This window comes from Niveispirillum sp. CC-CTL257, from assembly GCF_059489915.1.
In genome coordinates, this window is sequence record NZ_JCAJXE010000001.1 from 287151 (window position 1) to 313532 (window position 26382).

28 protein-coding genes are annotated in these 26382 nt (G+C 64.1%); 13 read left to right on the forward strand and 15 right to left on the reverse strand.

The annotated features are described in order from the left end of the window. The first annotated feature begins 74 nt into the window (after nucleotides 1-74). A complete protein-coding gene (locus tag ABC729_RS01385) occupies nucleotides 75-1985 on the forward strand; it encodes an AsmA family protein (protein ID WP_495605888.1) in 1911 nt (636 codons plus the stop codon). 42 nt (nucleotides 1986-2027) lie between these two features. Here ABC729_RS01385 and ABC729_RS01390 read toward each other — a convergent pair whose 3' ends face one another. Together ABC729_RS01390 and ABC729_RS01395 are read right to left on the reverse strand one after the other, a co-directional pair. Further along, the gene (locus ABC729_RS01390) at nucleotides 2028-2945 is read right to left on the reverse strand and encodes an SRPBCC domain-containing protein (protein WP_495605889.1); all 918 of its coding nucleotides are present in this window, start codon (nucleotides 2943-2945) and stop codon (nucleotides 2028-2030) included. Continuing rightward, on the reverse strand, nucleotides 2923-3297 hold the full coding sequence (locus ABC729_RS01395; protein ID WP_495605890.1) for an ArsR/SmtB family transcription factor: 375 nt from the start codon (nucleotides 3295-3297) through the stop codon (nucleotides 2923-2925). The genes ABC729_RS01390 and ABC729_RS01395 overlap by 23 nt, the downstream gene beginning before the upstream one ends. A 147-nt stretch (nucleotides 3298-3444) precedes the next feature. On the opposite strand from ABC729_RS01395, the gene ABC729_RS01400 reads away from it, so the two are divergent. Beyond that, nucleotides 3445-4674 (forward strand): SLC13 family permease, encoded by a 1230-nt coding sequence (locus ABC729_RS01400; RefSeq protein WP_495605891.1) that lies wholly within the window; start codon nucleotides 3445-3447, stop codon nucleotides 4672-4674. A gap of 7 nt (nucleotides 4675-4681) precedes the next feature. Here ABC729_RS01400 and ABC729_RS01405 read toward each other — a convergent pair whose 3' ends face one another. Further along, on the reverse strand, nucleotides 4682-4921 hold the full coding sequence (locus ABC729_RS01405; protein ID WP_495605892.1) for a hypothetical protein: 240 nt from the start codon (nucleotides 4919-4921) through the stop codon (nucleotides 4682-4684). 155 nt (nucleotides 4922-5076) lie between these two features. Here ABC729_RS01405 and ABC729_RS01410 point away from each other — a divergent pair, with 155 nt between their 5' ends. From ABC729_RS01410 to ABC729_RS01445, 8 genes are all read left to right on the forward strand, one after another. Next, complete coding sequence (locus ABC729_RS01410; RefSeq protein ID WP_495605893.1) at nucleotides 5077-5805, forward strand: SDR family NAD(P)-dependent oxidoreductase; 729 nt, start codon at nucleotides 5077-5079, stop codon at nucleotides 5803-5805. A gap of 9 nt (nucleotides 5806-5814) precedes the next feature. Then, a complete protein-coding gene (locus ABC729_RS01415; RefSeq protein ID WP_495605894.1) occupies nucleotides 5815-6540 on the forward strand; it encodes a DUF6134 family protein in 726 nt (241 codons plus the stop codon). Further along, nucleotides 6537-8099 (forward strand): cryptochrome/photolyase family protein, encoded by a 1563-nt coding sequence (locus tag ABC729_RS01420; protein WP_495605895.1) that lies wholly within the window; start codon nucleotides 6537-6539, stop codon nucleotides 8097-8099. Before ABC729_RS01415 ends, ABC729_RS01420 begins: the two co-directional genes overlap by 4 nt. Beyond that, nucleotides 8096-8863 (forward strand): SDR family NAD(P)-dependent oxidoreductase, encoded by a 768-nt coding sequence (locus tag ABC729_RS01425; RefSeq protein ID WP_495605896.1) that lies wholly within the window; start codon nucleotides 8096-8098, stop codon nucleotides 8861-8863. The genes ABC729_RS01420 and ABC729_RS01425 overlap by 4 nt, the downstream gene beginning before the upstream one ends. Nucleotides 8864-8908: 45 nt before the next feature. After that, nucleotides 8909-9358 (forward strand): nuclear transport factor 2 family protein, encoded by a 450-nt coding sequence (locus ABC729_RS01430; protein ID WP_495605897.1) that lies wholly within the window; start codon nucleotides 8909-8911, stop codon nucleotides 9356-9358. 71 nt (nucleotides 9359-9429) lie between these two features. Then, nucleotides 9430-10269 carry a pantoate--beta-alanine ligase gene (panC, locus tag ABC729_RS01435; RefSeq protein ID WP_495605898.1) on the forward strand — a complete coding sequence of 280 codons (840 nt, stop codon included), beginning with the start codon at nucleotides 9430-9432 and terminating at the stop codon, nucleotides 10267-10269. A gap of 40 nt (nucleotides 10270-10309) precedes the next feature. Further along, on the forward strand, nucleotides 10310-10681 hold the full coding sequence (locus ABC729_RS01440; protein ID WP_495605899.1) for a type II toxin-antitoxin system RelE/ParE family toxin: 372 nt from the start codon (nucleotides 10310-10312) through the stop codon (nucleotides 10679-10681). Further along, nucleotides 10678-10998: a helix-turn-helix domain-containing protein gene (locus ABC729_RS01445; protein ID WP_495605900.1), complete on the forward strand. Its 321-nt coding sequence runs from the start codon at nucleotides 10678-10680 to the stop codon at nucleotides 10996-10998. Before ABC729_RS01440 ends, ABC729_RS01445 begins: the two co-directional genes overlap by 4 nt. A 34-nt stretch (nucleotides 10999-11032) precedes the next feature. Here ABC729_RS01445 and ABC729_RS01450 read toward each other — a convergent pair whose 3' ends face one another. Then, the gene (locus ABC729_RS01450) at nucleotides 11033-11452 is read right to left on the reverse strand and encodes a VOC family protein (RefSeq protein WP_495605901.1); all 420 of its coding nucleotides are present in this window, start codon (nucleotides 11450-11452) and stop codon (nucleotides 11033-11035) included. Between the two features lie 239 nt (nucleotides 11453-11691). Between ABC729_RS01450 and amt the strand changes: the two genes are divergently transcribed. Beyond that, complete coding sequence (gene amt / locus ABC729_RS01455) at nucleotides 11692-13824, forward strand: ammonium transporter (RefSeq protein ID WP_495605902.1); 2133 nt, start codon at nucleotides 11692-11694, stop codon at nucleotides 13822-13824. A 2-nt stretch (nucleotides 13825-13826) separates the two neighbouring features. Here the strand turns inward: amt and ABC729_RS01460 are convergent, their stop codons facing one another. Then, complete coding sequence (locus tag ABC729_RS01460) at nucleotides 13827-14294, reverse strand: DUF1203 domain-containing protein (RefSeq protein WP_495605903.1); 468 nt, start codon at nucleotides 14292-14294, stop codon at nucleotides 13827-13829. 308 nt (nucleotides 14295-14602) lie between these two features. On the opposite strand from ABC729_RS01460, the gene ABC729_RS01465 reads away from it, so the two are divergent. Next, nucleotides 14603-15463, forward strand: a complete 861-nt coding sequence (locus ABC729_RS01465) for an MBL fold metallo-hydrolase (RefSeq protein WP_495605904.1) — start codon at nucleotides 14603-14605, stop codon at nucleotides 15461-15463. A 13-nt stretch (nucleotides 15464-15476) separates the two neighbouring features. Here ABC729_RS01465 and ABC729_RS01470 read toward each other — a convergent pair whose 3' ends face one another. The 10 genes from ABC729_RS01470 to ABC729_RS01515 all read right to left on the reverse strand — a co-directional run bounded on the left by ABC729_RS01470 (nucleotide 15477) and on the right by ABC729_RS01515 (nucleotide 25138). Then, entirely contained in the window at nucleotides 15477-15662 is a 186-nt protein-coding gene (locus ABC729_RS01470; RefSeq protein WP_495605905.1) for a type II toxin-antitoxin system antitoxin, read from the reverse strand. A gap of 13 nt (nucleotides 15663-15675) precedes the next feature. Further along, entirely contained in the window at nucleotides 15676-16557 is an 882-nt protein-coding gene (locus ABC729_RS01475; protein WP_495605906.1) for an SPFH domain-containing protein, read from the reverse strand. A gap of 176 nt (nucleotides 16558-16733) precedes the next feature. Then, the gene (locus ABC729_RS01480; RefSeq protein WP_495605907.1) at nucleotides 16734-17693 is read right to left on the reverse strand and encodes a peptide ABC transporter ATP-binding protein; all 960 of its coding nucleotides are present in this window, start codon (nucleotides 17691-17693) and stop codon (nucleotides 16734-16736) included. Further along, nucleotides 17690-18655, reverse strand: coding sequence for an ABC transporter ATP-binding protein (locus tag ABC729_RS01485; RefSeq protein WP_495605908.1), 966 nt, complete (start codon nucleotides 18653-18655; stop codon nucleotides 17690-17692). Before ABC729_RS01485 ends, ABC729_RS01480 begins: the two co-directional genes overlap by 4 nt. Before the next feature lie 10 nt (nucleotides 18656-18665). Next, nucleotides 18666-19550, reverse strand: a complete 885-nt coding sequence (locus ABC729_RS01490; protein WP_495605909.1) for an ABC transporter permease subunit — start codon at nucleotides 19548-19550, stop codon at nucleotides 18666-18668. Then, nucleotides 19547-20557, reverse strand: coding sequence for an ABC transporter permease subunit (locus ABC729_RS01495; protein WP_495605910.1), 1011 nt, complete (start codon nucleotides 20555-20557; stop codon nucleotides 19547-19549). Before ABC729_RS01495 ends, ABC729_RS01490 begins: the two co-directional genes overlap by 4 nt. Before the next feature lie 9 nt (nucleotides 20558-20566). Then, nucleotides 20567-22174, reverse strand: a complete 1608-nt coding sequence (locus ABC729_RS01500; RefSeq protein ID WP_495605911.1) for an ABC transporter substrate-binding protein — start codon at nucleotides 22172-22174, stop codon at nucleotides 20567-20569. Between the two features lie 107 nt (nucleotides 22175-22281). After that, a complete protein-coding gene (locus ABC729_RS01505; protein ID WP_495608623.1) occupies nucleotides 22282-23760 on the reverse strand; it encodes an FAD-linked oxidase C-terminal domain-containing protein in 1479 nt (492 codons plus the stop codon). 155 nt (nucleotides 23761-23915) lie between these two features. Next, nucleotides 23916-24041, reverse strand: a complete 126-nt coding sequence (ykgO, locus tag ABC729_RS01510; RefSeq protein ID WP_029014073.1) for a type B 50S ribosomal protein L36 — start codon at nucleotides 24039-24041, stop codon at nucleotides 23916-23918. A gap of 137 nt (nucleotides 24042-24178) precedes the next feature. Continuing rightward, nucleotides 24179-25138 (reverse strand): SAM-dependent methyltransferase, encoded by a 960-nt coding sequence (locus ABC729_RS01515; RefSeq protein ID WP_495605912.1) that lies wholly within the window; start codon nucleotides 25136-25138, stop codon nucleotides 24179-24181. Nucleotides 25139-25581: 443 nt separating this feature from the next. Here ABC729_RS01515 and ABC729_RS01520 point away from each other — a divergent pair, with 443 nt between their 5' ends. Further along, on the forward strand, nucleotides 25582-26205 hold the full coding sequence (locus ABC729_RS01520; RefSeq protein WP_054165749.1) for a cold-shock protein: 624 nt from the start codon (nucleotides 25582-25584) through the stop codon (nucleotides 26203-26205). The last annotated feature ends 177 nt before the right edge of the window (nucleotides 26206-26382 follow it).

Below are 26382 nucleotides of genomic sequence, written 5' to 3' on the forward strand. Positions count from 1 at the left end.
TTGTTTTGGGCAAGTTGGGCTGGTTGACTGTCGGTTAACGAATCAACACGCTCCGGAAGACACGGTACAGCCCCATGCGGAAGTTTGCCTTCATCCTGTCACTTGTGCTGCTGGTGCCCATCGGGGCGGCGGTGGCGCTGCCGTTCCTGGTGCCCGTGGGTGCCATCGTGGCAGAGGTGGAGCGGCAGGTGGAGGCGGCGACCGGCCGGGCCTTGACCATCAAGGGCCGGGTCGATCTTTCCTATTTCCCCTCCATCGCCGTCACCGCCGATCAGGTGCATTTCGCTGGTATCCGCCAAGGGGAGGATCTGCTGGCGGTGCAACAGCTGGCGGTCCGCCTACGCCTGATGCCGCTGCTGCGCGGCAAGGCGGAGGTGGAGAAATTCGTGCTGACGGCACCCGTCATCGACCTGACGGTGGATAAGCAGGGCAAGCCCAATTGGGACGTTTCCGTCGCTGCGGCCCCGGCAGAACCGGCCAGCCCTGGCTTCATGTCCGACCTGTCGCTGTCGGAGGTGGAGATCGTCGATGGCCGCCTGCGTTATACCGATGCGCGCACCGTTATGGTGCGCGAAGCGACGGATGTCGATGTCACCCTGTCCCTGCCGGACCTGGATGGGCCGTTGGCCCTTGAGGCAGCGCTGCTGCTGAACGGTACGCCGGTGGCGCTTGATCTCGGAATCGACCCGGTGCGCCCGCTTCTGTCCGGCGGCAAGGCTGGCATGGCGCTGCGCGTGGCGGGGGCCGGTACGGGGCTGGACGTGAAGGGGCAGGTGGAACGGCAGGGCGACGCCCCGCTGGCGCTCGCCGGTGACCTGTCGCTGACCGTCACCTCGCTGGCTGACCTGATCAAGGTGGCGACGGGGACGGTGCCGTCCGACCTGCCCGTCGATGATCTGACCCTGACGGGCAAATTATCGGGCACACCGGCTCGTCTGGCCCTGGCTGGCCTGTCGGCCAAGGCGGGCGACCTGACGGCCAATGGCAATCTGTCGGTAAGGCTGGATGGCGCGCGCCCCGCCCTGGGCGGCAGCCTGTCGCTGCCGAAACTTGAACTGGACCGCTACCTGCCCGCCCCCGCCGCGCCCGATCCCAATGCGCCAGCGCCAGAGGTGGGACCGGCGGGGTGGAGCAAGGAACGCATCGACCTTTCCGCCCTGAAGAATGCCGACCTGGACCTGACCCTGCAACTGGCTGGCCTGTCGGTGAAGGGAGTGTCGGCGGGGGCGACGACCCTGACCCTGAAACTGACCGATGGGCGGTTGAATGCCGGGCTGGCCGATACGGCCCTGTTTGGTGGCACCCTGGGCGGCAAGCTGACGCTGGATGCCGGGCGGCAGGCCGTGTCCCTGGCCGTCGCGGCGCATGCCAAGGGTGTGCAGGCCGAACCCATCCTGACCCGCTTCGCCGGTTTCGACAAATTGTCGGGTGCCACCGACGCGACCATCGATATCCGCGCCAGCGGCACCAACCAGCAGGAACTGGTGGGCAGCCTGAATGGCGGCGGCAATGTCCTGTTCCTGAACGGTGCCGTAAAGGGCGTGAACCTGGCCCAGATCGTGCGCAGCGCCATCGGCCATGGCGGCACCGAGCCGCCGCAGACCGATTTCGCGGAAATGGGCGGCACTTTCACCCTGACCGATGGCATTGCCGCGACGGAGGATTTTCACCTGCTGGCCCCGCTGCTGCGCGTGACAGGCAAGGGCAATGTCAACCTTCCGTCCAAGCGCGTGGATATGCGCCTGACGCCCAAGCTGGTGGGCAGCCTGGAAGGGCAGGGGACCACCCGCGTCGATGTAGACGGCATTACCGTGCCGGTCCGCGTGCGCGGCCCGTTCGACAATTTGTCCTGGACGCCTGACCTGTCCTCCTCCGTCAAGGCGGCGCTGAAAGACCCCAAGAAGGCGCAGGATGCCTTGGAAAAGCTGAAGACCAAGGATGGGGCCAAGAATGTTCTGAAGGGTCTGCTGGGTAAGAAGCAGTGACGGGGAGGGTCCGGGGCCGTCATCGGTCCCCGGACATGCCGATCATTCCTTCCAGCCCTTCGCGGCCTCCACCAACTGGTCAATGGCCGTCGACCAGCCATCATAGAAGCCCATCTCCGCATGGCTGGCCGCCCCTTCGGGCGTCAGGTGCATGGCGCGGGCGGTGTAGCGCGTGCCGCCCAGATGGTCCTCGAAGGTGATGTCTGCGGTGAAGGCCAGGAAGCCTGGCGTCACGGGCCGGAAATCCGGGGCCATGGTGTTGGTGAAGACCAGCCGCTTGCCCTCCTCGATCAGCAGGAAGATGCCGGGATTGTCGGACACGCCGCCATCCGGCCCCTCCATGCGGGTATAGAATTCCCCGCCGGGCCGCAGGTCCATGCGCACATCCACGGTCTGCCAGGGGCGCGGGCACCACCATTGCTTCAGATGCTCCGGGCTGGTCCAGGCCTTCCACACCAGAGCGCGCGGCACGTCCAGGATGCGGGTTAGCCCCAAATCGCGGTCGGCGACCAGCACTTGGCGTTCCAGCCGCTCCAGCGTCTGGTGGCCGCCGGCCTCCGCCCCGAACTTGCGCTTTTCCTCCAGCGACTCGACCGTCGGGCAGACCATGGTCAGGGTGACCTTGGTCTTGTCCGCGCCGATCTCCTCCAACCGGATGGAGGCGTCGAACAGGCAATGGTCGGGATCATCGCCGCCATGTTCATATTCCAGCAGGGCCGGGGCTTCGACCTTGCGATACCGGATCCAGTTCTCGAAATCCTGCCCCCATCCATGCATCGTGTAACGCCAGGTGCCGCCGGGGCGCACATCCATCTCATGCACGGTCGTTGAAAACCCGTTGGGGCCCCAGAACAGGGGGATATGCTTCGGATCGGTCAGCACCTTCCACACCATCGGGCGCGGCGCGTTCAGCGTGCGGGTGATCACCATGCTGCGATCAGCGGGCGGCGGGGTCGTCATCGGTCGCTTCCTCCTGTTTCTTCAAAATCTGCAAATAGGCATCCAGCCGGTCGAACCGGGCCTCCCAGACGGCCCGCTGCCGCGCGATCCATTCGCCCGCTGCGTCCATCGCGTGGGGTTCAAGCCGGCAGGTGCGCACGCGCCCCACCTTCTCCGTCCGGATCAGGCCGCAATCCTCCAGCAGCCGCAGGTGCTGCATCAGGCTGGGCAGGGCCATGGTGAACGGCTTGGCCAGCTCCCCCACGCTGGCCGGCCCCTCGGCCAGCCGTTCCAGCACGGCCCGACGCGACGGATCGGCCAGGGCGTGGAACATGCGGTCAAGAGCGTTAGGGTCGGTTTGAATGTTAGGCATATGCCTAAGTATCAGGGGTGGGGTGTGGTGGCAAGGGAATAGTTTGGAGATTACCTAACTATTATCTTCACCCGAAATTCCCATGGAACCAGCGCCTGCCGCGATGTACGCCAGGAAGAACCTGTTCCCTCTTGTCCGCCGGCACCTATGACCATCCTGATCCTCACCATTTTCGTGCTGGTCTATCTGGGGATGGCGGTGGGCCGCTTTCCGGGTTTGCAGATCGACCGGACGGGCATCGCCCTGCTGGGGGCGGTGGTGCTGGCGCTGGCCGGAGCCATGCCGGGCGATGCGTTGGCGGCGGCCATTGATTACCCGACCCTGTTCATCCTGCTGGGTTTGATGATCCTGTCGGCGCAGTTCGAACTGGCGGGGTTTTATGGCTGGTGCGCGGTCCGGCTGGCGCAGGCGGCGTACAGCCCCCTGGCCTTGCTGGCGCTTGTGGTGGCGGTGGGCGGCGGGTTGTCGGCGGTGCTGGCCAATGATGTCGTGGTCTTTGCCATGACGCCGCTGCTCTGCGCCGGGTTACTGGCGCGGGGGCTGGATGCGCGGCCTTATCTGATCGCGCTGGCGGGGGCGGCCAATGCCGGGTCGGCGGCCACCATCATTGGCAATCCGCAGAACATCCTGATCGGGCAACTGGGCCATCTGGATTTCTGGCCGTTCCTGGCGGCCTGTGCGGTGCCGGCGCTGCTGGGTATGGGCTGTGTGTTCGCCACGGTGGCGTTTGTCTGGCGTGGGCGACTGGAAATGGCCGATGCCACACCCCTACCGCTGGCCCCGCCCGATCTGGACCTCTGGCACCTGAAGAAGGCGCTGCTGGCCACGCTGCTGCTGCTGATTTTCTTCGCGACACCCTTGCCGCAGGAGGAAGGGGTGTTGGCCGTGGCGGCTTCCATGCTGGTCAGCCGGCGGTTTGCCAGCCGGCGCATGCTGGGCCTGGTCGATTGGCACCTGCTGGTGCTGTTCGCAGCCCTGTTCGTGGTGACGGCGGCTCTGGCCCGCACCGGCCTGCCGGGGGAGATGGTGGCGGCACTGGCCAACAGCGGCTGGGCGCTGGATCGGCTGTCGGTGCTGGCCCCCCTGTCACTGGCGGCCAGCAACACGATTGGCAATGTTCCGGCCGTGCTGCTGCTGATGCAGGTCTGGCCCAGCCCGCCGGAAGGCGCGCTTTATGCGCTGGCGGTCCTGTCCACCCTGTCGGGCAATCTGCTGCTGCTGGGCAGCCTTGCCAACCTGATCGTGGTGGAACGGGCGGCGGCCAGCGGCGTGACGCTGGGCCTTGCCGACCATGCGAAATGCGGCGTGCCCATGACCCTTACCTCCATCGCCCTGGCCATCGGGTGGCTGTGGGCGATGGGGTATGTGAGCTTCTGACCCGGCGTTACCTGTTGTCTTCCTTGGCCCGATCCACGGCGGCGTCCGCCTTGTCGCGCAGGTCGTCCACGGCCTCCCCGGCCTTGTCGCGGGCATCTTCCAGCTTGTCCGCGGCCTTTTCGGTGGCGTCGTCGATCTTCTCGCCCGCCCGTTCTGCGGGACCCTGCTTGTCGCAGGCCGTCAGTGCCAGGGGCGCGGCCAGCAACAAGGCCGCCAGGGTGCCGTGGCGCAGAAGGTTCATCCGCATGATCTCTGTCCATCCATTTGCATCGCTTGACCATCCCTGACGGGTGGTCTTCGGCGATAGAACAGCCAAAGGGGGCGGAAGGTTCCCGACCCCTTGGCGACGGCGCGCTGCGATCTAGCTTCCCCTTCGCAACGAGGACGGAATGGAAGCGACCCATGGCACCCCCCTTCATCATCATTGGTGCAACCGGCGGCACCGGTCAGGCCCTGGCACGACGGCTGGCGGCCAAGGGCCATGCCCTGCATCTGGTGGCGCGCGATGCGGTGCGGGTGGAGGATCTGGCCCAGACATTGGGTGCCAGCCATGCCGTCGCCGATGTGACGGCGGAGGATGCACTGGCCGATGCGGTGGCGCTGGGTGACCGGGGGGAGGGGATTGCGGGCCTTGCCTATTGCGTCGGGTCCATCGTGATCAAGCCCTTGAAGGCCACCCGCAATGCTGATTTCCTGACGGCTTTCAACCTGAACCTGCTGGGCGCTGCCACCGCCCTGCGCGCGGCGGAAAAGGGGTTGAAGGCGGCGAAGGGCTCGGTGGTGCTGTTTTCCACCGTCGCGGTCGAACAGGGGTTCCCCAACCATGCCGTGATTGCGGCGGCCAAGGGGGCGGTGGCGGGTCTGGGCCGGGCCATGGCGGCGGAATGGGCACCGCATGTGCGGGTGAATGTCATTGCCCCATCCCTGACCCGCACGCCGCTGGCGGCGCCGTTGCTGTCATCCGAGCAGCTGGCGCAGGGGATCGCCGCGATGCATCCCTTGGCAAGGCTGGGGGAGGCTGATGACCTGGCCGCCATGGCGGATTTTCTGCTGTCGCCTGATGCCGGATGGATCACAGGACAGGTTCTCGCCGTTGATGGCGGACGTGGAGCCTTACGCACCAAGGGATAGGAGACGAATATGCATCGCCGCCACCTGATCCTTTCCGCCCCGCTGGCGCTGGGCCTTGGTTTGGTCCTGCCGCGCCGCTCGGCGGGCTTCATCCTGCCAGAAACGGACGTCATCTCCTTTTCGGTGTTCCGCAAGAATGACAGCCCCATGGGCTATCACCGCCTGCGCTTCACGCGCGACGGTGACCGGCTGATCATGGAAAAGGAGATCAGCCTGGAGGTGACCTTGGCCTTTGTCACCGCCTATCGCTACCGCCACCGCAACCGGGAGGTTTGGGAGGCGGGGCGGCTGATCGAGATCGAAACCCGTACCGATGATGATGGCGATGATTATTGGCTGCGTGCCAAGGCAGGGCCAGACGGGCTGATGGTGGAAGGCAGCGGTGGGTCCTATGTCGCGCCCGCCGACATCATCCCCACCAGTTACTGGAACAACGCAATCACCAGCGCCACGCAGCTGCTGGACACCCAACGCGGCCTGATCATGGATGTGCGTATGGACGATCGGCGGCCGGAGACGCTGAATACCCAGTTCGGCCCAATGCAGGCCCGTCACCACACGATCAACATCCTGACCAACCCGCCCGGCAAGACCAACCAGATCGACCTTTGGTACGACGAAACCGGCCAATGGGTGGGGCTGGCGTTTGAGGCGAAGGGGCAGAAAATCACCTACATCCTGGACAACGTACCCGTGCCGCCGCAGCCCGCCCCGCAATCGGCCGCCGCACCATGAGTGGTGCTGTCCGTCTGGTTCTGGGCGATCAATTGTCGCGCAATCTGGCGTCCTTGCGCGGGTTGGATAAGGACCAGGATGTGGTCCTGCTGGCCGAGGTGATGGCGGAGGCAACCTATGTCCCCCACCACCCGCAGAAAATCGCCTTTCTGTTCAGCGCCATGCGCCACTTTGCCGAGGAATTGCGGGCGGATGGCTTCCGTGTCGATTACATCCGCCTGGATGATCCCGACAATAGCGGCACCCTAGGTGGGGAACTGTCCCGCGCCATTGCCCGGCACGGGGCCGCACGCGCCATCGTCACCTTTCCCGGTGAATGGCGCGTGTGGAAACAGATACGGCAGTGGCAGCAGGATTTTGCCGTTCCGGTGGAGGTGAAGGAGGATGACCGTTTCTTCTGCTCCATCGCGCGGTTCCGGTCCTGGGCCGATGGGCGCAAGCAATTGCGCATGGAGTTTTTTTACCGGGAGATGCGGCGGGATTACAAAATCCTGCTGACCCCGGATGGGCAGCCCGAAGGCGGGCAGTGGAATTTCGATTCGGAAAACCGCAAGTTCCTGCCCAAGGGCCTGAAAATCCCGCCGCCTTACCGGGAGGAACCGGACGCCATCACGACGGAGGTCCTAGCCCTGGTGGCCGACCGGTTTGCGGGGCATTTCGGAAAGCTGGATGAGTTCTTCTATGCCGTCACGGCGGCGGGGGCGGAACGGGCGCTGGACCATTTCATCCGCCATTGCCTGCCCCTGTTTGGCGATTATCAGGATGCGATGGCGGGGGGCCAAGAGACGCTGTTCCATTCCATCCTGTCGCCCTACATCAATGCCGGTCTTCTGGATCCCCGCCGGGTGGTGATCGCGGCGGAACAGGCTTGGCGACAGGGCCACGCGCCCTTGAACGCGGTGGAGGGGTTTATCCGCCAGATCCTGGGCTGGCGCGAATATGTGCGTGGCATTTACTGGCTGAAAATGCCGGCCTACGCCGACACCAATGCGCTCAACGCCCATCGTCCGTTACCCGATTTCTATTGGACCGGGCGCACCGACATGAACTGTATGGCGCAGGTCATCGGACAGACCGAACGCTTGGCTTACGCCCACCATATCCAGCGCCTGATGGTGACGGGCAATTTCGCCCTGCTGCTGGGCGTGGAACCGGCACAGATTGAGGAATGGTATCTGGCCGTCTATGCCGATGCCTATGATTGGGTGGAGCTGCCCAATGTGCATGGCATGGTGATGCACGCCGATGGCGGCTATCTGGGCAGCAAACCCTATGCCGCCAGCGGCAAATATATTCAGCGCATGTCGGACTACTGCACCCGATGCCGCTACGACGTGAAGGAAACCACCGGCCCCACCGCCTGCCCCTTCAACGCGCTTTATTGGAACTTCCTGATGGAGAATGAGGGCAAGCTGCGCGGCAATCCCCGCATGGGGCTGGTCTATAAGGGCCTGGACGGCATGGAGCCGGCCAAACGCGATGCCATCCGGGATCAGGCCGGGCGGTTCATTGCGGGACTGCTGTCGGCCTATCCCGCCACGGGAACGGAGAGATCATGAGCAATCTGCACACGCCCACGCCCGCCGATGGTTTTGCCTGGGTCACCGGTGCCTCTTCCGGCATTGGCGAACATGTGGCGCTGGCCCTGGCGGCGGAAGGCTGGACCGTGCTGGCCAGTGCGCGGCGGGCGGAGCCTTTGCAGGCCCTGGCGGCGCGGGCGGTGGGGCCGGGGCGGATTATTCCGGTGCCGCTGGACATCACCGATGCCGACGGGGTGAAGGCCGCGCTGGCACCGCATGGCCCCATCGCGCTGGCCGTGCTGAATGCCGGGACCTATCAACCGGATGCGGCCAAGGACCTGGACCCCGCCACCTTTGCCCGCACCATTGATGTCAACCTGATTGGCACGGTCAATTGTCTGGCCGCCATCCTGCCCGGCATGATCGACCGAGGGCGGGGGCAGGTGGCGATTGTGTCCAGCGTGGCCGGATATCGCGGCCTACCCCGGTCGCTGGCCTATGGTGCGTCCAAGGCGGCGCTGAACAATATGACCGAGAGCCTGAAGCTGGATGTGGAGCGCTACGGGATCAAGGTGCAACTGGTCTGCCCCGGCTTCATCAAGACACCTCTGACCGACAAGAATGATTTCTCCATGCCCTTCCTGATGCCGGTGGAGCGGGCGGCGGCGCGGCTGGTGGCGGGTCTTAAAGGCAACGGGTTCCAGATAACGTTCCCGCGTCGCTTTACGTGGCCGCTTCTGCTGTTGCGCCGTTTTCCCGATGCGCTGTATTTCATGATGGTCCGTGGAACCGTGCCAAAATAAGCGCCGGGAAGGGACATTCTGGAAACGGCTTGGATCAGGGTGCGCATGGGATCGGTGAATGGACAGGTTCCGGTGGATCAGGCGCTGGCCGCCTATATCCGCTTTTATCAGGAACTGCGGCCTGAAACACTGGCGCGGCTGGATCGGCTGGCCGTGCCCGATGTGCATTTCAAGGACCCGTTCAATGATTTCCGGTCGCGCGACCGGATGAAGGTCGTGTTCACCGCCATGTTCGATGTGCTGGAACAGCCGCGTTTCATTGTGCGCGACCATGCCGTGTCGGAACAGACGGCCTACCTGCGCTGGGGCTTTGTCTTCCGCCGCAAGGGACAGCCGCGCCCCAGCACCATCGAGGGCATGTCGGAGGTGCGGTTCGATCTGGCGGGACAGGTGACCAGCCATATCGACCATTGGGATGCCGCCGAGCAGTTTTATGAAAAGCTGCCCGTGCTGGGCTGGGTGCTGCGCAAGATCAAGGCCTATATGGCGCATTAGCGCTTGTCGCGGGACGGGCGACGGCATACCTCCCTATGCCGCACCCGCGAAACAGACCTTGAGCCGCCGCCATGAGCCTCCCCATCGTTCGCACCGTCGCCGATCTGCGTGCCCAGGTGTCCGCGTGGAGGCAGGCGGGGCTGCGCACGGCCTTGGTCCCCACGATGGGCGCCCTGCATGACGGGCACCTGACGCTGGTACGGCGTGGGCGCGAACTGGCGGACCGGGTGATTGCCACCGTGTTCGTGAACCCCACCCAGTTCGGCCCGAACGAGGATTTCAGCCGCTATCCGCGTGATGAGGCCGGCGACGCCGCCAAGCTGGCCAGTGCCGGCTGCGACCTGCTGTTCGCGCCCACAGTGGATGTGATGTATCCGGCGGGTTTTAGCACCAGCATCGATGTCGGCCCCGTCACCAGCCGTTGGGAAGGGGCCTTCCGCCCTGGCCATTTCCAGGGCGTGGCGACGGTGGTGACCAAGCTGCTGTTGCAGGCCGGGGCCGATGTCGCCTGTTTCGGGGAAAAGGATTACCAGCAGCTCTGCACCATCCGCCAGCTGACCCGCGACCTTGATATCCCGGTGCAGATCGAGGGCGTGCCGACGGTGCGCGAAGCGGACGGCCTCGCCCTGTCATCGCGTAATGCCTACCTGTCGCCGGAACAGCGGCAGGTGGCGGGGCAGCTGAACCGTGTGATGCGCAGTGTGATTGATCGGCTGCACGCCGGGGAGGCGGTGGAGGCGGTCCTGGCTGTGGGCACACAGGCACTGCTGGATGCCGGCTTCACCGCTGTTGACTACCTGGCCCTGGTCGATGCCCTGACCCTGGAACCCCTGACGGCACCCGCCCCCGGCCGCCTGATTTGCACCGCCCGGCTGGGCGGGGTGCGGCTGCTGGACAATATGGCGGTGTGAGTCCTTTTCAATATGCCAGAATTGGCATATTCTGGGTGTCATGAGTGACGATGGTTTAAAGCCCCTTGTCTGGATCGCATCGTCGTTACGCGACCTGCGGGCATTCCCCGATCCGGTGAAGCGCGATATGGGTTCTGCTCTCTTAAACGCACAAAAGGGCGGTAGTGCTCATGGCGTTAAGCCATTGAAAGGCTTTGGCGGTGCTGGCGTTCTGGAGATCGTGGAGGACCATGATGGCGATACGTTCCGCGCGGTCTACACAGTGCGTTTTGCCACCGCCATCTATGTCCTTCACGCCTTTCAGAAGAAGTCGAAGCGTGGGGCGGAAACGCCCAAGCATGACGTCGATCTCATCCGTTCCCGTTTGGCGCTGGCCGAAGAGCGCCATAAGCAGAGTATGAGGGCACCATGACGATGGCGGACATCACCCCCGGCGGCGCGAACATTTTCGCGGACCTTGGATTGCCAAATCCTGACCAGGATATGATGAAGGCCAATCTGTGCCATGCGGTGGCAGATATCCTGCGGGCACGGGGCCTGACACAAAAAGATGCCGCCAGCCTGCTTGGCACGGATCAGGCCAAGGTTTCAGCCTTGTTGCGGGGACGGATCAGCGGCTTTTCAACCGACCGCTTGCTCCGCTTTTTGTCTCTGCTGGGCCATAATGTCACCATCGCCGTGGATCGTCGAGCGGTTGACCGTGCAGCCGTGACGGTGGCGATGGTGTAAAAAGGGGCGGACCCGCCGGCCCGCCCCTTGGTCCTTACCACACGCCCGTGTTTGGCATGCTGGTCCACGGTTCCGCCGGGGGCAGGGAGCCGCCCTTCTGCAACAGCTCAATCGAGATATTGTCGGGCGAGCGAACGAAGGCCATGCGACCATCGCGCGGCGGGCGGTTGATGGTGACGCCCTTGTCCAGCAGCGACTGGCAGGTGGCATAGATGTCATCCACTTCAAACGCCAGATGGCCGAAATTGCGCCCACCCGTATAGACCTCCGGGTCCCAGTTATAAGTCAGTTCGACCTGCGCATCCGGCGTTTCGTCGGCAGCCAGGAAGACCAGGGTAAAGCGGCCCGCCTGGTTTTCCATGCGGCGCAGTTCCTTCAGGCCCAGCTTGTTGCAGTAGAAATCCAGCGACTGCTCCAGGTCGGTCACACGGACCATGGTATGCAGATATTTCATCGTTTCTTATCCATGGGTTGGCGGAAATCTCGTCTGCCTAACATGGGGCATCGGCGATCAATATCCCAGCCCCGGCATGCAATTGTTCACCAGCGCCCCCGCATAATCGCCATGAAAGTTCGATTGCAATGCAGCATGATCCGTGTTGGCATGGATGTTAGCGGTGTCACGCAACAAGCTTTACCAATATTTCCGGCCCACCCCCGACGGGAGGGGGGAAGGTGCCGGTGGGGATGTGGATGACGAGTGATCCGGTCGTTCATCTATGGGTCCTGACCGCGACGGCCTTGGTCTTCGCGATGCAGCTGGGATTCTGCCTGCTGGAGGTCGGATTCGTTCGGGCCAAGAATTCCATCAATGTCGCCATCAAGAACGTGATGGATTTCTGCATCGCCGGTTTCCTGTTTTGGCTGTTCGGCTATGCCGTCATGTTCGGGCCGAGCTGGCTGGGCATCGTCGGCACGGGCGGTTTCATGCCCGACCATCTGGATGCTGCGACGCCCCTGGTCTTCATCCTGTTCCAGATCATGTTCTGCGGAACGGCCACCACCATTGTGTCGGGGGCGGTGGCCGAACGCATGGGCTATGGCAGCTATATCGTCGTTTCGGCCTTGCTGTCGGCCCTGATCTATCCGGTTTTCGGCCATTGGGCCTGGGGCAGCATGGCGGGACCGCAGAGCCAGGGCTGGCTGTCGGCCATGGGCTTCATCGATTTCGCCGGTTCCACCGTGGTGCATTCGGTGGGTGGCTGGCTGTCGCTGGCGGCGGTGCTGGTCATCGGGCCGCGCACGGGGCGGTTTGATCCCGGTGTGCGCGCGCTGGGCAGCAACAACCTGACCATGGCGGCTTCGGGCGTGCTGGTCCTGTGGTTCGGCTGGCTGGGTTTCAATGGCGGTTCGGTGCTGGGCGATCTGGACAAGGCGCCGGGGGTTTTGCTGAACACCGTGGTCGCGGGCTGTGCCGGCGGTCTGTCCGGGCACTTTCTATCTGTGCTGATGGAACCGAAGCCGCGTGTGGAACATTTCCTCAACGGCATCCTGGGCGGTCTGGTGGGTATCACGGCCTGCGCCCTGGTGGTCAGCACGGGATCGGCGGCGATGATTGGGGCCGTTGCCGGGGTTATCGTCATTGCCGGTGGCGTGTTGATGGACCGGTTGAAGATCGACGATGCCGTTGGTGCCGTGCCGGTGCATCTGTTCGCCGGTATCTGGGGCACCCTGTGCGTGGCCCTGTTCGGCGATGTCGCGCTGTTTGGCACGGGCCTGTCGCGCTGGCAGCAGCTGGGGGTACAGTTGACGGGCGTTGCCGCCTGTGGTGCCTTCACCTTCGGCAGCGGCTTTGTCCTGTTGTGGATCATCAACCGGATTTTTCCGCTGCGCATCGATGTGGAGGCGGAACGGCTGGGCCTGAACGTGGCCGAGCATGGGGCGACGTCCCCCATGCTGGATCTGGCCGCCGAAATGGAGCGCCATCGCCAGGAAGGCAAATTCGACCGGCCCGTGCATGTGGAACCGCAATCGGATGTGGAACTGATCGCCGCCCAGTATAACCGCGTCATCGACCGGGTGACGTCGGAAATCCAGCGCCATTCCCTGCTGCTGGAGGAGCTGGGCAAGGCCAAGGTGGAGGCGGAGAATTCCAACCTCGCCAAGTCGCAGTTCCTGGCGACGATGAGCCATGAGCTGCGCACGCCCTTAAATGCCGTCATCGGCTTTTCACAGCTGATCGCCGATCAGGCCTATGGCCCCATCGACGAGCATTATGTCGAGCATGCCCGCGACATCCATGATGGTGGCAAGCATCTGCTGGCGCTGGTCAATGATGTGCTGGATTTCTCAAGGCTGGAGGCGGGCAAGTTCCAGCTGAATGAACAGCCGCTGGATCTGGCCCGCATCCTGCGCGGCGTGTACCGGCTGATGCAGCCTTTGGCCGAAAGCGGCAGCCTGGGCTTGCTGATGGAGGCGTCCACCGACCTGCCAGCCCTGCAGGCCGATGAACGCGCCATCCGCCAGATTCTGATCAATCTGGTCGGCAATGCCGTCAAGTTCACGCCGGCGGGCGGCAAGGTGAAACTGTCGGCCAGTTTCGAACCCGACCGCCGCCTGTGCCTGACCGTGTCGGACACCGGCATCGGCATGGACCCGTCCATGGTCTCCAAGGCCCTGGAACCCTTTACGCAGCTGGAAGGCGGGTTGGCCAAGGGCCATGGCGGGTCAGGCCTGGGCCTGTCGCTGGTCAATGCCCTGGTGCGCCTGCATGACGGGACGCTGGTCATTCAGACGGCACCGGGCAAGGGCACCAGCGTCCATATCCGCTTCCCCGTTGCCCGCACCATCGAACGGGCGGCGGAGAAGGACCGCAGGACAGGGTAGGGTCAGGTGCGATCCACCCGACCCGCGTAGCATCCGCGCCGGGCCAGATGCACATGCAGGTACGCGACCTCCGGCCGAGCCAGATATTGCCGGAACAGGGCGTCGGCTTCCTTTCCATCCACGACATCGGCATCGACGATCATGTCATCCGCATCATAGGCGCGGACGGACAGGATACGCTTGGCCATCATCAGCGGCACCTCATCCCGTGTCACCGCCGTGTCGGCATGACCCTCGGTCACGAAGATCGGCCCTTCGGCGCGATAGGGCGAGTGGGCCGGTTGATGCTGATAGGACAGCAGCAGCACATCGGTGCCCGCCGGCACATCGGCCAGGGTGACGCGGCACGGGTACAGCCCGTCTTGCGGTGCCGTCATGCGCCGGATGCCGCGTTCGGCCAGCGCCTGATCATCCAGGCCGAACAGGGGGGCGAAGGGGGCAGATTGCAGGCCGCTGACGATATAGGACATGGGGGGGCACTCCATCGGGTGGGCGATTAGGTTAGGATGCGGGGAAGGTGCCAGCCGCTCCCTGTCCCCGCGACCCGGTTCTTGCGGTGGGCGAAGGCCTGCACCCCCGTAATGTCATCGGTGCGGTTTCACAGGCCCCCGCCCGCACATCGGCCATGACAGAATCGTGACTGCACCTGTGTGCCTCGTCACAGGAACATCGGTACGGTCGCATTTATTTTTGTGGAACCTTCGGGGCGTCTGGCGGAATGTGTCCGTCAATAACCGGGGGCAATCGGCCGGGCTATGCCTGGCCTCAGGGGCGTGTCATGGAGTTCAAGGTTAAGTTCTGGGGCGTGCGCGGGACCTTCCCCTGTGCCTTCGCCTCGCATCTGACCTATGGCGGCAATACCAGCTGCATCGAGGTGACCGTGGGTGGCCGCACGCTGGTGCTGGATGCCGGCACGGGTCTGCGCCCGATGGGCAAGCATTTCCTGCGTGACAATATCCGCAACGCCACCCTGCTGCTCAGCCACGCGCATTGGGACCATATCAATGGCTTCCCCTTCTTCGAACCCGGCTATTGCCCGGATTTCAGCCTGGATATCTTCGCCCGTGATCTGTCCGGCTGCTCCTGTATCGGGGAGGTGTTGACCACCTGCATGGAAAAGCCGCTGTTTCCTGTGCCGCTGACCACCATGCGGGCCAAGATCGGCTTTCAGAACCTGCATGCCGGTGATCAGCTGGACCTGGCTCCGGGTCTGGTGGTGAAGACGGGTGAGTTGAACCATCCCGGCGGTGCCGTCGGTTATCGCATTGAATATGCGGGCAAGTCCTTCTGTTATGTCACCGACACCGAACATGTGCCGGGCCAGTTGGACCAGAATATCCTGCGCCTGATCGATGGTGCCGACGTCGTCGTCTATGACACGACCTATACCGAGGCGGAGTATGCCACGCGCGTCGGCTGGGGCCATTCGACCTGGAATGAGGGCGTGAAGCTGATGGAGGCGGCGGGGGCCAAGCGCCTGTGCCTGTTCCACCATGATCCCGACCATGATGATGCGGCCATGGCCGCCATCGAGCGGGAGGCCGCCCAGCGCTTCCCCGGTGCCTTCGCGGCGCGGGAGGGGGTGACGCTGGACATGCTGAACCTGCCGGCGGTGGGAGAGATCGTGGCGGCAGCGTAATCCCCGCCGCCCGCTACTCTTTCTCCTCCACTGCCGGGGTCGGGGCTGGCGGCCTCAACCGGCCCGCCTGACGCAGCTGGGCCCGCAGCACATATTCGATCTGGGCGTTCAGGCTGCGCAGATCGTCGTCGGCCCAGCGCTGCATGGCCTCCAGCACGTCCGCGCCGATGCGCAGGGGATATGCCTTCTTCTCCGCCAAGACCGGCCCTCTATCAATACAACGACCCGGTATTCACCACCGGCTGCGTCGCGCGGTCGCCGCACAGCACGACCAGCAGGTTCGACACCATGTGCGCCTTGCGTTCATCGTCCAGATGCACAACCGACCGGGCGGCCAGCTGATCCAGCGCCATTTCCACCATGCCCACGGCCCCTTCCACGATCTTGGCGCGGGCAGCGACGATGGCACTGGCCTGTTGGCGCTGCAACATGGCGCTGGCGATTTCCGGCGCATAGGCGAGGTGACTGATCCGCGCCTCCACCACCTTGATGCCGGCCTGGGCCAGCCGTTCCTGGATGGCGCGTTGCAGATGGTCGGACACTTCCTCCCCATGGCCGCGCAGCGACAGGGTGCCGCCGCCATGATCATCATAGGGGTATGAGGTGGCGATCAGGCGCAGGGCCGATTCGGCCTGGATTGAGACATAACCCTTGTAATCCTCAACATTGAACAGGGCCTCCGCCGTATCCGTCACCTGCCAGACGACGATGGAACCGATCTCGATGGGGCTGCCATCGGCGTCGTTCACCTTCAAGGTGCCCGTCTCAAAATTGCGGACGCGTAGGGAGACGCGATGCTTGGCGAAGAACGGATTGACCCAGCGCAGGCCGGGCGTGCCAACCGTCCCCCGATAATCCCCGAACAGGGTCAGGGCCACGGCCTGATTGGGCTGCACGATGAACAGGCCGCACATCAGGATAATCCCTGCCACTGTCGGCACCAGCCAGAACAGCGACACCGGTCCGGTCCCGCTCTTAAGCCCGATAATCATCATCACTGGCGAGACCAGGACCAACGCCAGACTGAACAGCAGCATGCCCAGGCCCGACGACACCGTGATGGGGCGATCCCCAACCTGTTGGTTCTCCTGCATTCCACCCTCCCAGCTTCAAAGTGATATAATTTTGATATCACAATGAGGCGGATCTGTCAGGAGAGAATCATGCGCCCTCAGTCGCCGGGGCGGGCGCATCCGCGCCCATGGCTACGCGGCATGGGCCGCGCGGCGGCGGTCGCCGCCGTGCCACCGGTCAAATTTGACCGGTGGATTCAGGGCACCAGATGACAAGCCACCATCCGCCCGTCGGCAACGCGCGGTTCCGGTGTCTCCTGGGCGCAGCGGGGCTGGGTCAGCGGGCAGCGTTTATGGAAGGCGCAGCCGGGGGGCGGGTCCATGGGGCTGGGCAACTCACCCGACAGGGGCGGTACATCGGGGGCGCCACCGCGATGGACACGCGGCATGGCGGCCAGCAGGGCGCGCGTATAGGGATGGCGCGGATCGGCAAAGATCGCGTCCTTCGGCCCCTGTTCGACGGGCCGTCCCAGATACATCACCATCACCTCATCCGCGATATGGCGGACGACCGACAGATCATGGCTGATGAAGACATAGGCGAGGCCGAATTCATCCTGCAAATCCATCATCAGGTTCAACACCTGCGCCTGGATGGAGATGTCCAGCGCCGATACCGGTTCATCCGCCACCACCACACGCGGGTCCAGCATCAGGGCGCGGGCGATGGCGATGCGCTGCCGCTGCCCGCCGCTGAACATATGCGGATAGCGGTCGGCCTGATCGGGACGCAGGCCGACTTTTTCCATCATGGCAATGGCGCGGTCCCGCCGCTCTGCCTTGGGGATATCGGTGTTGATCAGCAGCGGTTCGGCCAGAATATCCGCTACCTTCTGCCGTGGGTTCAGCGAGCCATAGGGGTTCTGGAACACCATCTGCACCGCCCGGCGCAGGGCCTTTTCATCGGCCTTCGGGGCGTGGGTGATGTCGCGCCCGTCGAAATGCAGGCTACCCTCGGTCGGCGCTTCGATCCGTGTCAGAAGGCGGGCAAGGGTGGATTTGCCACAACCGCTTTCGCCCACCACGGCCAGGGTCTTGCCCGCGCTGACGGTGAAGCTGGCGCCGTCCACGGCCTTCACGGTGGCGGGCGGACGGAACAGGCTGCGCTTGACGCGGTAATGGCGCTTCAGGTTGCGGGCTTCCAGGATGATGGTCATGCCGCATTTCCTTCAACCCGCACACACCGCGTCCAGCCATCGCCATCGGTTAACAAGGGCGGACGTGTACCGCAGCGTTCATCGGCCAGCCCGCAACGCGGCTGGAACAGACAGCCCGTGGGCCGGTCGCTGATGCCCGGCACGGTGCCGGCAATGGTGGGCAGACGTCGCCGTCCCACGGCCCGTTCGGGCAGCGCGTCCAGCAGGGCCGCCGTGTAGGGGTGGCGCGGGCTGGTGAACAGGCTGTCGGCGGGGCGGTTTTCCACCACCTGGCCCGCATACATCACCTGTACCCGATGGGCGCTTTCGGCCACGACGCCCATGTCATGGGTGATCAGGATCATCGCCATGCCGCGTTCCCGTTGCAGGTCGCGCAGCAGGTCCAGGATCTGCCGCTGGATGGTGACGTCCAGGGCCGTGGTCGGTTCGTCCGCGATCAGCAGGCGCGGATTGCAGGCAATGGCCATGGCGATCATCACCCGCTGGCTCATCCCGCCCGATAATTGATGCGGAAAGGCCGACAGGCGCGTTTCCGGGGCGGGAATGCCCACCTGTTCCAGCAGCGCGATGCAGCGATGGCGCAGCGCCTTGCCCGACAGGCCCTCATGCTGGGCCAATGTCTCCCCGATCTGGAAGCCGACGGTGAAGCAGGGGTTCAGGCTGCTCATCGGTTCCTGGAAGATCATGGCCACCTGTCCACCATTCAGGCGACGGCGGGCCTTGGGCGACAGGGTCAGCAGGTCCTGGCCGTCAAACTGCATGCGACCCGCCGACACGCTGGCATTGTCGGCCAGCAGGCCCAGCACGGCCAGGGAGGTGACGGACTTGCCCGACCCGCTTTCCCCCACAATGCCCAGCACCTCGCCCGGCTCCACGGACAGGTCGATACCGTCCACGGCGCGGAAGGGGCCGCGTGCGGTGGCGAATGTGACGGACAGGTCCTTGATGTCGAGAAGCGGCATATCCGTCCCCTCAGCGCTTCAGCTTGGGGTCCAGCGCATCGCGCAACCCGTCGCCCATCAGGTTGAAGGCCAGAACCGTGATCAGGATGGAAAGGCCCGGAAAGGTCACCACCCACCAGGCGCGTTGCAGGAATTGCAGCGATGATGACAGCATCGTTCCCCATTCCGGCGTCGGTGGCTGTGCGCCCAGACCCAGGAAGCCCAGGGCCGCCGCATCCAGGATGGCCGTGGAAAAGCCCAGGGTGGCCTGCACGATCAGCGGGGCGGCGCAGTTCGGCAGGATGGTGACCAGCATCAGGCGCGTGTCACTGGCACCCGCCAGCCGCGCCGCCGTCACATATTCCCGCCCGCGCTCCGCCATAACGGACGCGCGGGTCAGGCGGGCATAGTGCGGGACGATCACCACCGATACCGCGATGGCCGCATTCACCAGCCCCGGCCCCAGGATGGCGGCCACGACAATTGCCAGCAGCAAGGAGGGCAGGGCCAGCAGAATATCCATGAAGCGCGCGATCAGCGTGTCCGACGCCCCACCATAGAACCCGGCCAGCAGCCCCAGTGCGACGCCGACCGCTAGCGACAGGGTCACCACCAGCAACCCGATGAACAGCGATAGCCGCGCGCCATGGATCAGGCGGGACAGCATGTCACGCCCGATATCATCGGTGCCCAGCGGAAAGGCCCAGTTCCCGCCATCGACCCAGGCCGGCGGCAGCAGGACGAACTCGCGGAACTGCTCGGCGGGATCATAGGGGGCGACGAAATCGGCGAAGATGGCCACGAAGGACAGTGACAGCACGATGGCCAGCCCCAGCACGGCCCCCCGGTTGCGGCGGAAATGGCCCCAGAATTCGGTCCATGGACCAGGGGGCGCTTTCAGGACAAGATCGGTCATTTCGCGTGCCGGATGCGGGGGTTGAGCAGGCCGTAGAGCAGATCGACCGCCAGATTGACCAGCATCACCACACAGGCGACCAGCAGCACCCCGCCCTGCAGGGCCGGGTAATCGCGGCGGTTGATGCTTTCAATCAGCCATTTGCCGATGCCGGGCCAAGCGAAGATGGTTTCGGTCAGGATGGCACCGGCCAGCAAGGTGCCCACCTGCAGCCCGATGACGGTGACCACGGGGATCATGGCGTTGCGCAGGGCATGCAGGCCCACGATGCGGAAAAGGCCCAGCCCCTTGGCGCGTGCCGTGCGGATATAATCCTCGCCCAGCACCTCCAGCATTGATGACCGCGTCATGCGCGCGATGACGGCCAACGGGATGGTGCCCAGCACGATGGAGGGCAGTACAAGATGATGCAGGGCATCCAGAAACGCCCCTTGCTCCTCCGACATCCAGGCATCGATCAGCAGGAACCCCGTCACCGGCTCCACATAATAGGCCGCTGACAAACGCCCGCTGACCGGCGTCCAGCCCAGGATGACGGAGAAAAGCAGGATCAGCAGCAGCCCCCACCAGAAGATGGGCATGGAATAGCCGGTCAGGCTGGCCGCCATCACCCCATGATCCAGCGGCCCGCCCCGCTTCACCGCCGCCAGTACCCCTGCAGGCAAGCCGATGATCAGGGCGAACAGGATGGCGCAGAGCGACAGTTCGATGGTGGCGGGGAACAGTTCGGCAAATTCATGCAGAACCGGCGTCTGGGTGATCAGCGACTTGCCCAGATCGCCCGTCAACACGCCTGCCAGATAGTCGCCATATTGTTCCAGCAGCGGCTTGTTGAGGCCCAGCTGCGCTCGCATCTCCTCCAGCCGCGCCGGATCAATGCCCCGCTCTCCCAGCCGCACCTCGATCGGGTCGCCAGGAACCAGCCGGATCAGGAAAAAGGCCAGCAAGGTCACGCCCAGAAAGGTGGGGATCAGCAGGGCGATGCGGGTCGCGATGAATTTCAGCATGGGGCACCCTTACTCCGCCATATCCACTCCATCGAACTGATGGCGGTTGAAGGGGCTCTGCTTGTAGCCGATCACCTTCTTCGATACCGGCTCGAACACTACGGAATGGGCGATGGTTACCCAGGGGGCCTCGTCGGCGAAGATGCGCTGCGCCTGTTCATAGAGTTTGGCGCGGGCGGCCTGATCGGGCACCTGCTTGGCCTTCAGGACCAAGTCCTCATAGGGCTGGTGGCACCATTTCGCGATATTGCTGCCGCTGGTCTTGGCCGCCGCACAGCCCAACAGGTTGTACATGAAATTGTCGGGGTCGCCATTGTCGCCGGTCCAGCCGTACAGCGCCATCTGATGATCGCCATCCTGGATGCGCTTGCGGTACTCGCCCCATTCAAAGCTGACGATCTTCACTTTCACGCCGATCTTGGCCAGATCGGCCTGAACGATCTCCGCCATGCGACGGGCATTGGGGTTATAAGGGCGCTGGACGGGCATGGCGTAAAGGTCGGTCTCAAACCCGTTGGGGTATCCCGCCTCCGCCAGCAGGGCCTTGGCCTTGGCGGGGTCGTAGGGATAGTCCCTGTTATCGGCCAGATAGCCGAAGACGCCCGGCGGGATGGGGTTCTTGGCGGGCCTGCCGCTGCCCTGAAACACCTGATCCAGGATCGCCTTGCGGTCCACAGCCATGTTGATGGCCTGTCTTACCCGCTTGTCATCAAACGGCTTTTTCTGGGTCTGGAAGGCCAGATAGCCGACATTCAGCCCTTCCATCTCCATCAGGGTCAGGGTCGGGTCCTTGGATATGGCCGGCAGGTCGGGCGGATTGGGATAGGGGATCAGGTGGCATTCCCCGGTCTTCAGCTTGGCATAGCGCACGGCGGCGTCGGGCGTGATGGCGAAGACCAGATTGTCCAGCGGCGTCTTGCCGCCCCAATGCTCCTCAAACCGCCGATAGCGGACCTGGGCATCCTTCTGATAGACGACGAAGCGGAAGGGGCCGGTGCCGACCGGGTCCTGGTCATACCGTTCCGGCGTACCCTTCTTCAGCAGGAAATCGGCATACTCGGCCGACGTGATATTGGCGAAATCCATGGCCAGATCGGCCAGGAACGGTGCCTCCGGTCGGGAAAGCGTGATGCGGACAGTGTAGTCGTCCAGCTTCTCCACGCTTTTCAGCAGGTCACCCAGCCCCATGCTTTTGAAGAAGGCATAACCGCCGCCGGAAATGGAATGGTAGGGGTGGTCGGCCTTCCATTGCCGGTTCAGGCTGAACAGCACGTCATCGGCGTTGAAATCGCGCGTCGGCTTGTAATCCTTGAAGGATTGCCATTTCACGCCGCGGCGCAGATGGAAAATGTAGGTCAGGCCGTCGGGCGAGATGTCCCAGCGCTCGGCCAGGGCCGGCACGATCTTGGTCGTTCCGCGCTCAAACTTCACCAATCCGTCATAGATGGGACGTGTGGCGTCAAAGGTGGTGCCGGACGTATTCAGCGCCGCGTTGAAATTTTCCGGGCTGCCCTCGGCACAATAGACCAGCGTCTTGGGTGCCGCCCAGGCCGGTCCGGCCAAACCTACCACCAAGGCACTCGCCATCATGGCGTAACGCCACGTTCCAAAACCCATGCTGAACCCCGTCCGCCATATTCTTGTCGGGCGTCGTCAGGGAATGTCCGCCCTGCGCGCACTGCATTGCGGTGCAGTAGAACAGGGGTGATGTGGGGCGTCAATGATCAGAAGCGGGGCAGGTCCGCGAAGGGCTGCCGCCCGCCCTCCACCCGCATCCAGCCGCTGTCGGCGCAGCGATGCAGGGTGGGGAACAGCTTGCCGGGGTTCATCAGACCGTTGGGATCAAACGCGCATTTCAGGCGCGTCTGCTGTTCCAGGTCGTCCTCGCTGAACTGATCCGGCATCAGGTCGCGTTTCTCAATCCCCACCCCATGTTCGCCGGTCAGCACCCCGCCCACCGCCACGCACAGGCGCAGGATGGCGGCCCCGAACGCCTCCACCTTTTCCAGCTCCCCCGGCTTGTTGGCATCGAACAGGATCAGGGGGTGCAGATTGCCGTCGCCGGCATGGAAGACATTGGCGACGCGCAGGCCGAATTCCCCCTCCATCTCCGCCATGCGGGCCAGGACCCGGGGCAGCGCCTTGCGCGGGATGGTGCCATCCATACAGATATAGTCGGGACTGATGCGGCCCACGGCGGGAAAGGCGGACTTACGCCCCGCCCAGAAGGCCAGCCGCTCCGATTCGCTGTTGGAAATCCGTGGCGGGCGGCCCCCGTGCGCGGTCGTAATCTCCGCGACCTGCGTGATCAGGGCATCCACCTCCGCCGCCGGCCCGTCCAGCTCCACGATCAGCAGCGCCTCGACATCGCGGGGATATCCGGCCTTCACGAAGTCTTCCGCCGCATGGATGGCGGGGCGGTCCATCATCTCCATGCCCGCAGGGATAATGCCGCCTGCGATGATGGCGGCCACGGCGTCGCCGGCATCCACCGTCCGGTCGAACCCGACCAACAGGGCGCGGGCAACCGCCGGCTTGGGCAGGATGCGTACCGTCACCTCCGTGACAATACCCAGCAGTCCCTCCGACCCGGTGATAACGCCCAGCAGGTCGTAATGCCCCGAATCGAGATGCTTACCGCCCAGGCGCAGCACTTCGCCTTCCATAGTGACGAATTCGACGCCCAGCAGGTTGTTGGCGGTCACCCCATATTTAAGGCAATGCACTCCGCCGGAATTTTCCGCCACATTGCCGCCGATGGAACAGGCGATCTGCGATGACGGGTCGGGTGCATAATAGAAGCCACGTTCGCCCACCGCCTGACTGATGGCCAGATTGGTCACACCCGGCTGCACCACGACGGCGCGGTTGTCGTAATCGATCTCCAGGATGCGCGACAGTTTCGTCAGAACCAGCAGCACCCCGTCGGCCAGCGGCAGCGCCCCGCCCGACAGGCCGGTGCCCGCGCCGCGCGGCACCACCTTCACCCCCATCGCGTGACAGAGGCGCAGCACGGAAGCCACCTCCGCCGTGTTGTGCGGCAGGACGACCAGCATCGGCATCTGGCGATAGGCGGTCAGCGCGTCGGTGTCATAGGTGCGCAGCGACGCCTCATCCGCGATCACCCCGCCCGGCACGGCCTCGCGCAGCCGGCGCAGCAGTTCGGTGCGCTTTGGCGGGGCGATGGGATCGGGGTTGGGCATCACGGGCATGGCTCATCACCGGCTGGGGCCTGTGCCCACACCATGCGACAGCGCAGGGGAGATGCGGAACCCTCAAACGCGAAAACCGCGCCGAAAGGCGCGGTTCCTGCCCGCCGGGACTGTTACATCCCGGCGCAAACCAAATCAGCGTAAGCTCAGCCCTGACGGGCCTTGAAACGCGGGTTCAGCTTGTTGATGACGTAGACACGGCCCTTGCGGCGGATGACGCGGCAAGCCTTATGGCGGGTCTTCATCGACTTCAGCGAATTCACGATCTTCATGATAAGCACTCTGGCGCTGGAGGCGTTCTTTGCGAGGCGCGGAACATAGTCGCGGGTTGCCCCCCTGTCAACCGGACAGGCGCATCAGCCCGTGCAACCCCCTCCCGCGCCGCAAAAACCGGCCCTTTTGGCCCGGATCAGGTCAGTTCGGCGGGCTTCAGGGCATAGAATCGGTAGTAACGCAGGCCCGATGATAGGGCGGCGACACGCCGTGCCCACATCTCCACCTCCTCCACGACCGCCAATTTGGTGTCATGGTCCATGGCAACTGTTTCCAGATGCTTCACCAATTCCTGAATGGCGGTGAGGATCAGGGTGCGGTGCGTGTCGGTATTATCCTCGGTAATGCGGATATCCAGGTTCCGCTGCGCCAGGGCGGCCGCATATTGCTCCACCGTCCAGGGAGAGGGTTCCACCGGCTCGGCATGGATCCAGCCGTCGAAGTCGCGGCCGCGCGCGTGGCCGGGGTCGATCACGTAATCGGTGAACAGCAGCTGCCCACGCGGCTTTAAAATGGCCTCGATACTGTCGATCAGCTTGTCCTTGTTGCGGATCGTATAAAAAGTCTCCTTGGAGAAGATGGCGTCCACCCGCTTGGCCCAGGTGAAATTCTCCAGATCGGTCGACAGGATGGGCGATTGCCGCGCCAAGCCGGATTTCTGTGACCGGAACATCCCGGCTTCGGCCAGGACGGGGTTGCCCTCCAGTCCCGTGACCCAGGTACCATATTGCTTGGCCATGGCGCGCGTCGCCCCGCCCAGACCGGCACCGATATCCAGCACGCTCATGGCCGGGTTCAGGCCCAGCGGCTTCACGATGGCCGGAATGAACTCATCCCCGCCGGGGGAGGAGAAGCCAGGGCCCCAGATCTTTTCCACCACTTCGATGCGGGTGGCGGTCCAGAGGGGCTTGCCCTTGCGGTTCATATGCTTGGCGTCGCCCTGAGCGGCACCGCCACCGCCGCCGGCAGCGGCGGCAGCTTCCTCCGCAGCCTCGCGGCGACGGCGCTGGACGTCATGGCCCTCCCACCACGCCAGGAATCGATCCTTCAGCGAGGGGGCGACCGTTTCGTCATCGGTGCTGCGGGTAGCGGCCATGCGTCCGTTAAGGTGCCTTGCCTGTTGCGACACATGGGAGATTACCTCTTATGCGTTTCAGGGGAAACAGTCTTCGAAAGGGCCGTTGCACGGATTGTGCAAGCCTATTCATGCGGCTCTAATAGCCCGCTGACAGAAGAAGGCCTACCAGCCATGGTATTTCCCAATCTTTTCATGGAAAAACCATGCGCCGATAAGTCCAGAGAACCCGGATTGGGCCATGCGGTCCTTGCGTGGGCGGGCCGCCAGCCCTGCTATCATTCGGTAACAATCGACGGCTTTGATAGTGCATCCGGTCAATATCCAGTGTAGGGTCATTGTGGGATGGCTGCTGGACCGGCCCACGCGGATACTCTTTCCGCGCGGTGCTGAGCCGTGTACTGTCCTTGCAGCCGGTTACCCGGTGAAGTTCCCTACACTATGACAGTCGAGTTCGAGACCACATGTACGAGCGCCGTTCTCCGCAGAGCCCGCAGATCACCCGCCGGAGCGTCACCGCCACGGTCAAATGGTATAACCCCACGAAGGGCTTCGGCTTCGTGACCCTCTCCGATGGGTCGCCCGATGCCTTCCTGCATGCCTCGGTCGTCCAGGCCGTTGGTCATGACGCTCTGGCCGATGGCACGACCATCGTCTGCGATCTGTCGCAGGGTCAGAAGGGTCCGCAGGTCGCTTCGATCCACAGCGTCGATACGTCGACGGCTCAGCCGGCCCGTCGTGGTCCGGGTGGTCCGGGCGGCGGTGACCGCTTTGGTGGCGGCGGTGATCGCTTTGGCGGCGGCGACCGCTTCGGCGGCGACCGTTACGGCGACAGCCCGCGCCCGCCGCGCGTTGCCCGCAGCTTCGACAACGGCCCGTCGGAAACGATCGAGGGCGTGGTGAAGTTCTTCAGCGCCGATAAGGGCTTTGGTTTCGTGACGCCGGACGGCGGTGGGAAGGACGTGTTCGTCCACATCACCGCTCTGGAGCGTTCGGGCGTCCGTTCGCTGACCCCGGAACAGCGCGTGCGTCTGCAGACCAGCATGGGCCAGAAGGGTCCGCAGGCCAACCGCGTCGAGATCCTCTGATCTCTGATCCGCGATTGACCTGACGCTCTTGCGTCACGTGGTTGAAGGTTTGGCAGCGCTACCCTGAGCGGGTGGCGTTGCCAGCCTTTTTCCTGTTTCAGTGCTTTCCCGTCAGTTCGTTTTCTGCGCTCTGCTCGAACTCGAATTCCGCTTGAAAGACTGCCTTATCAGAGTATC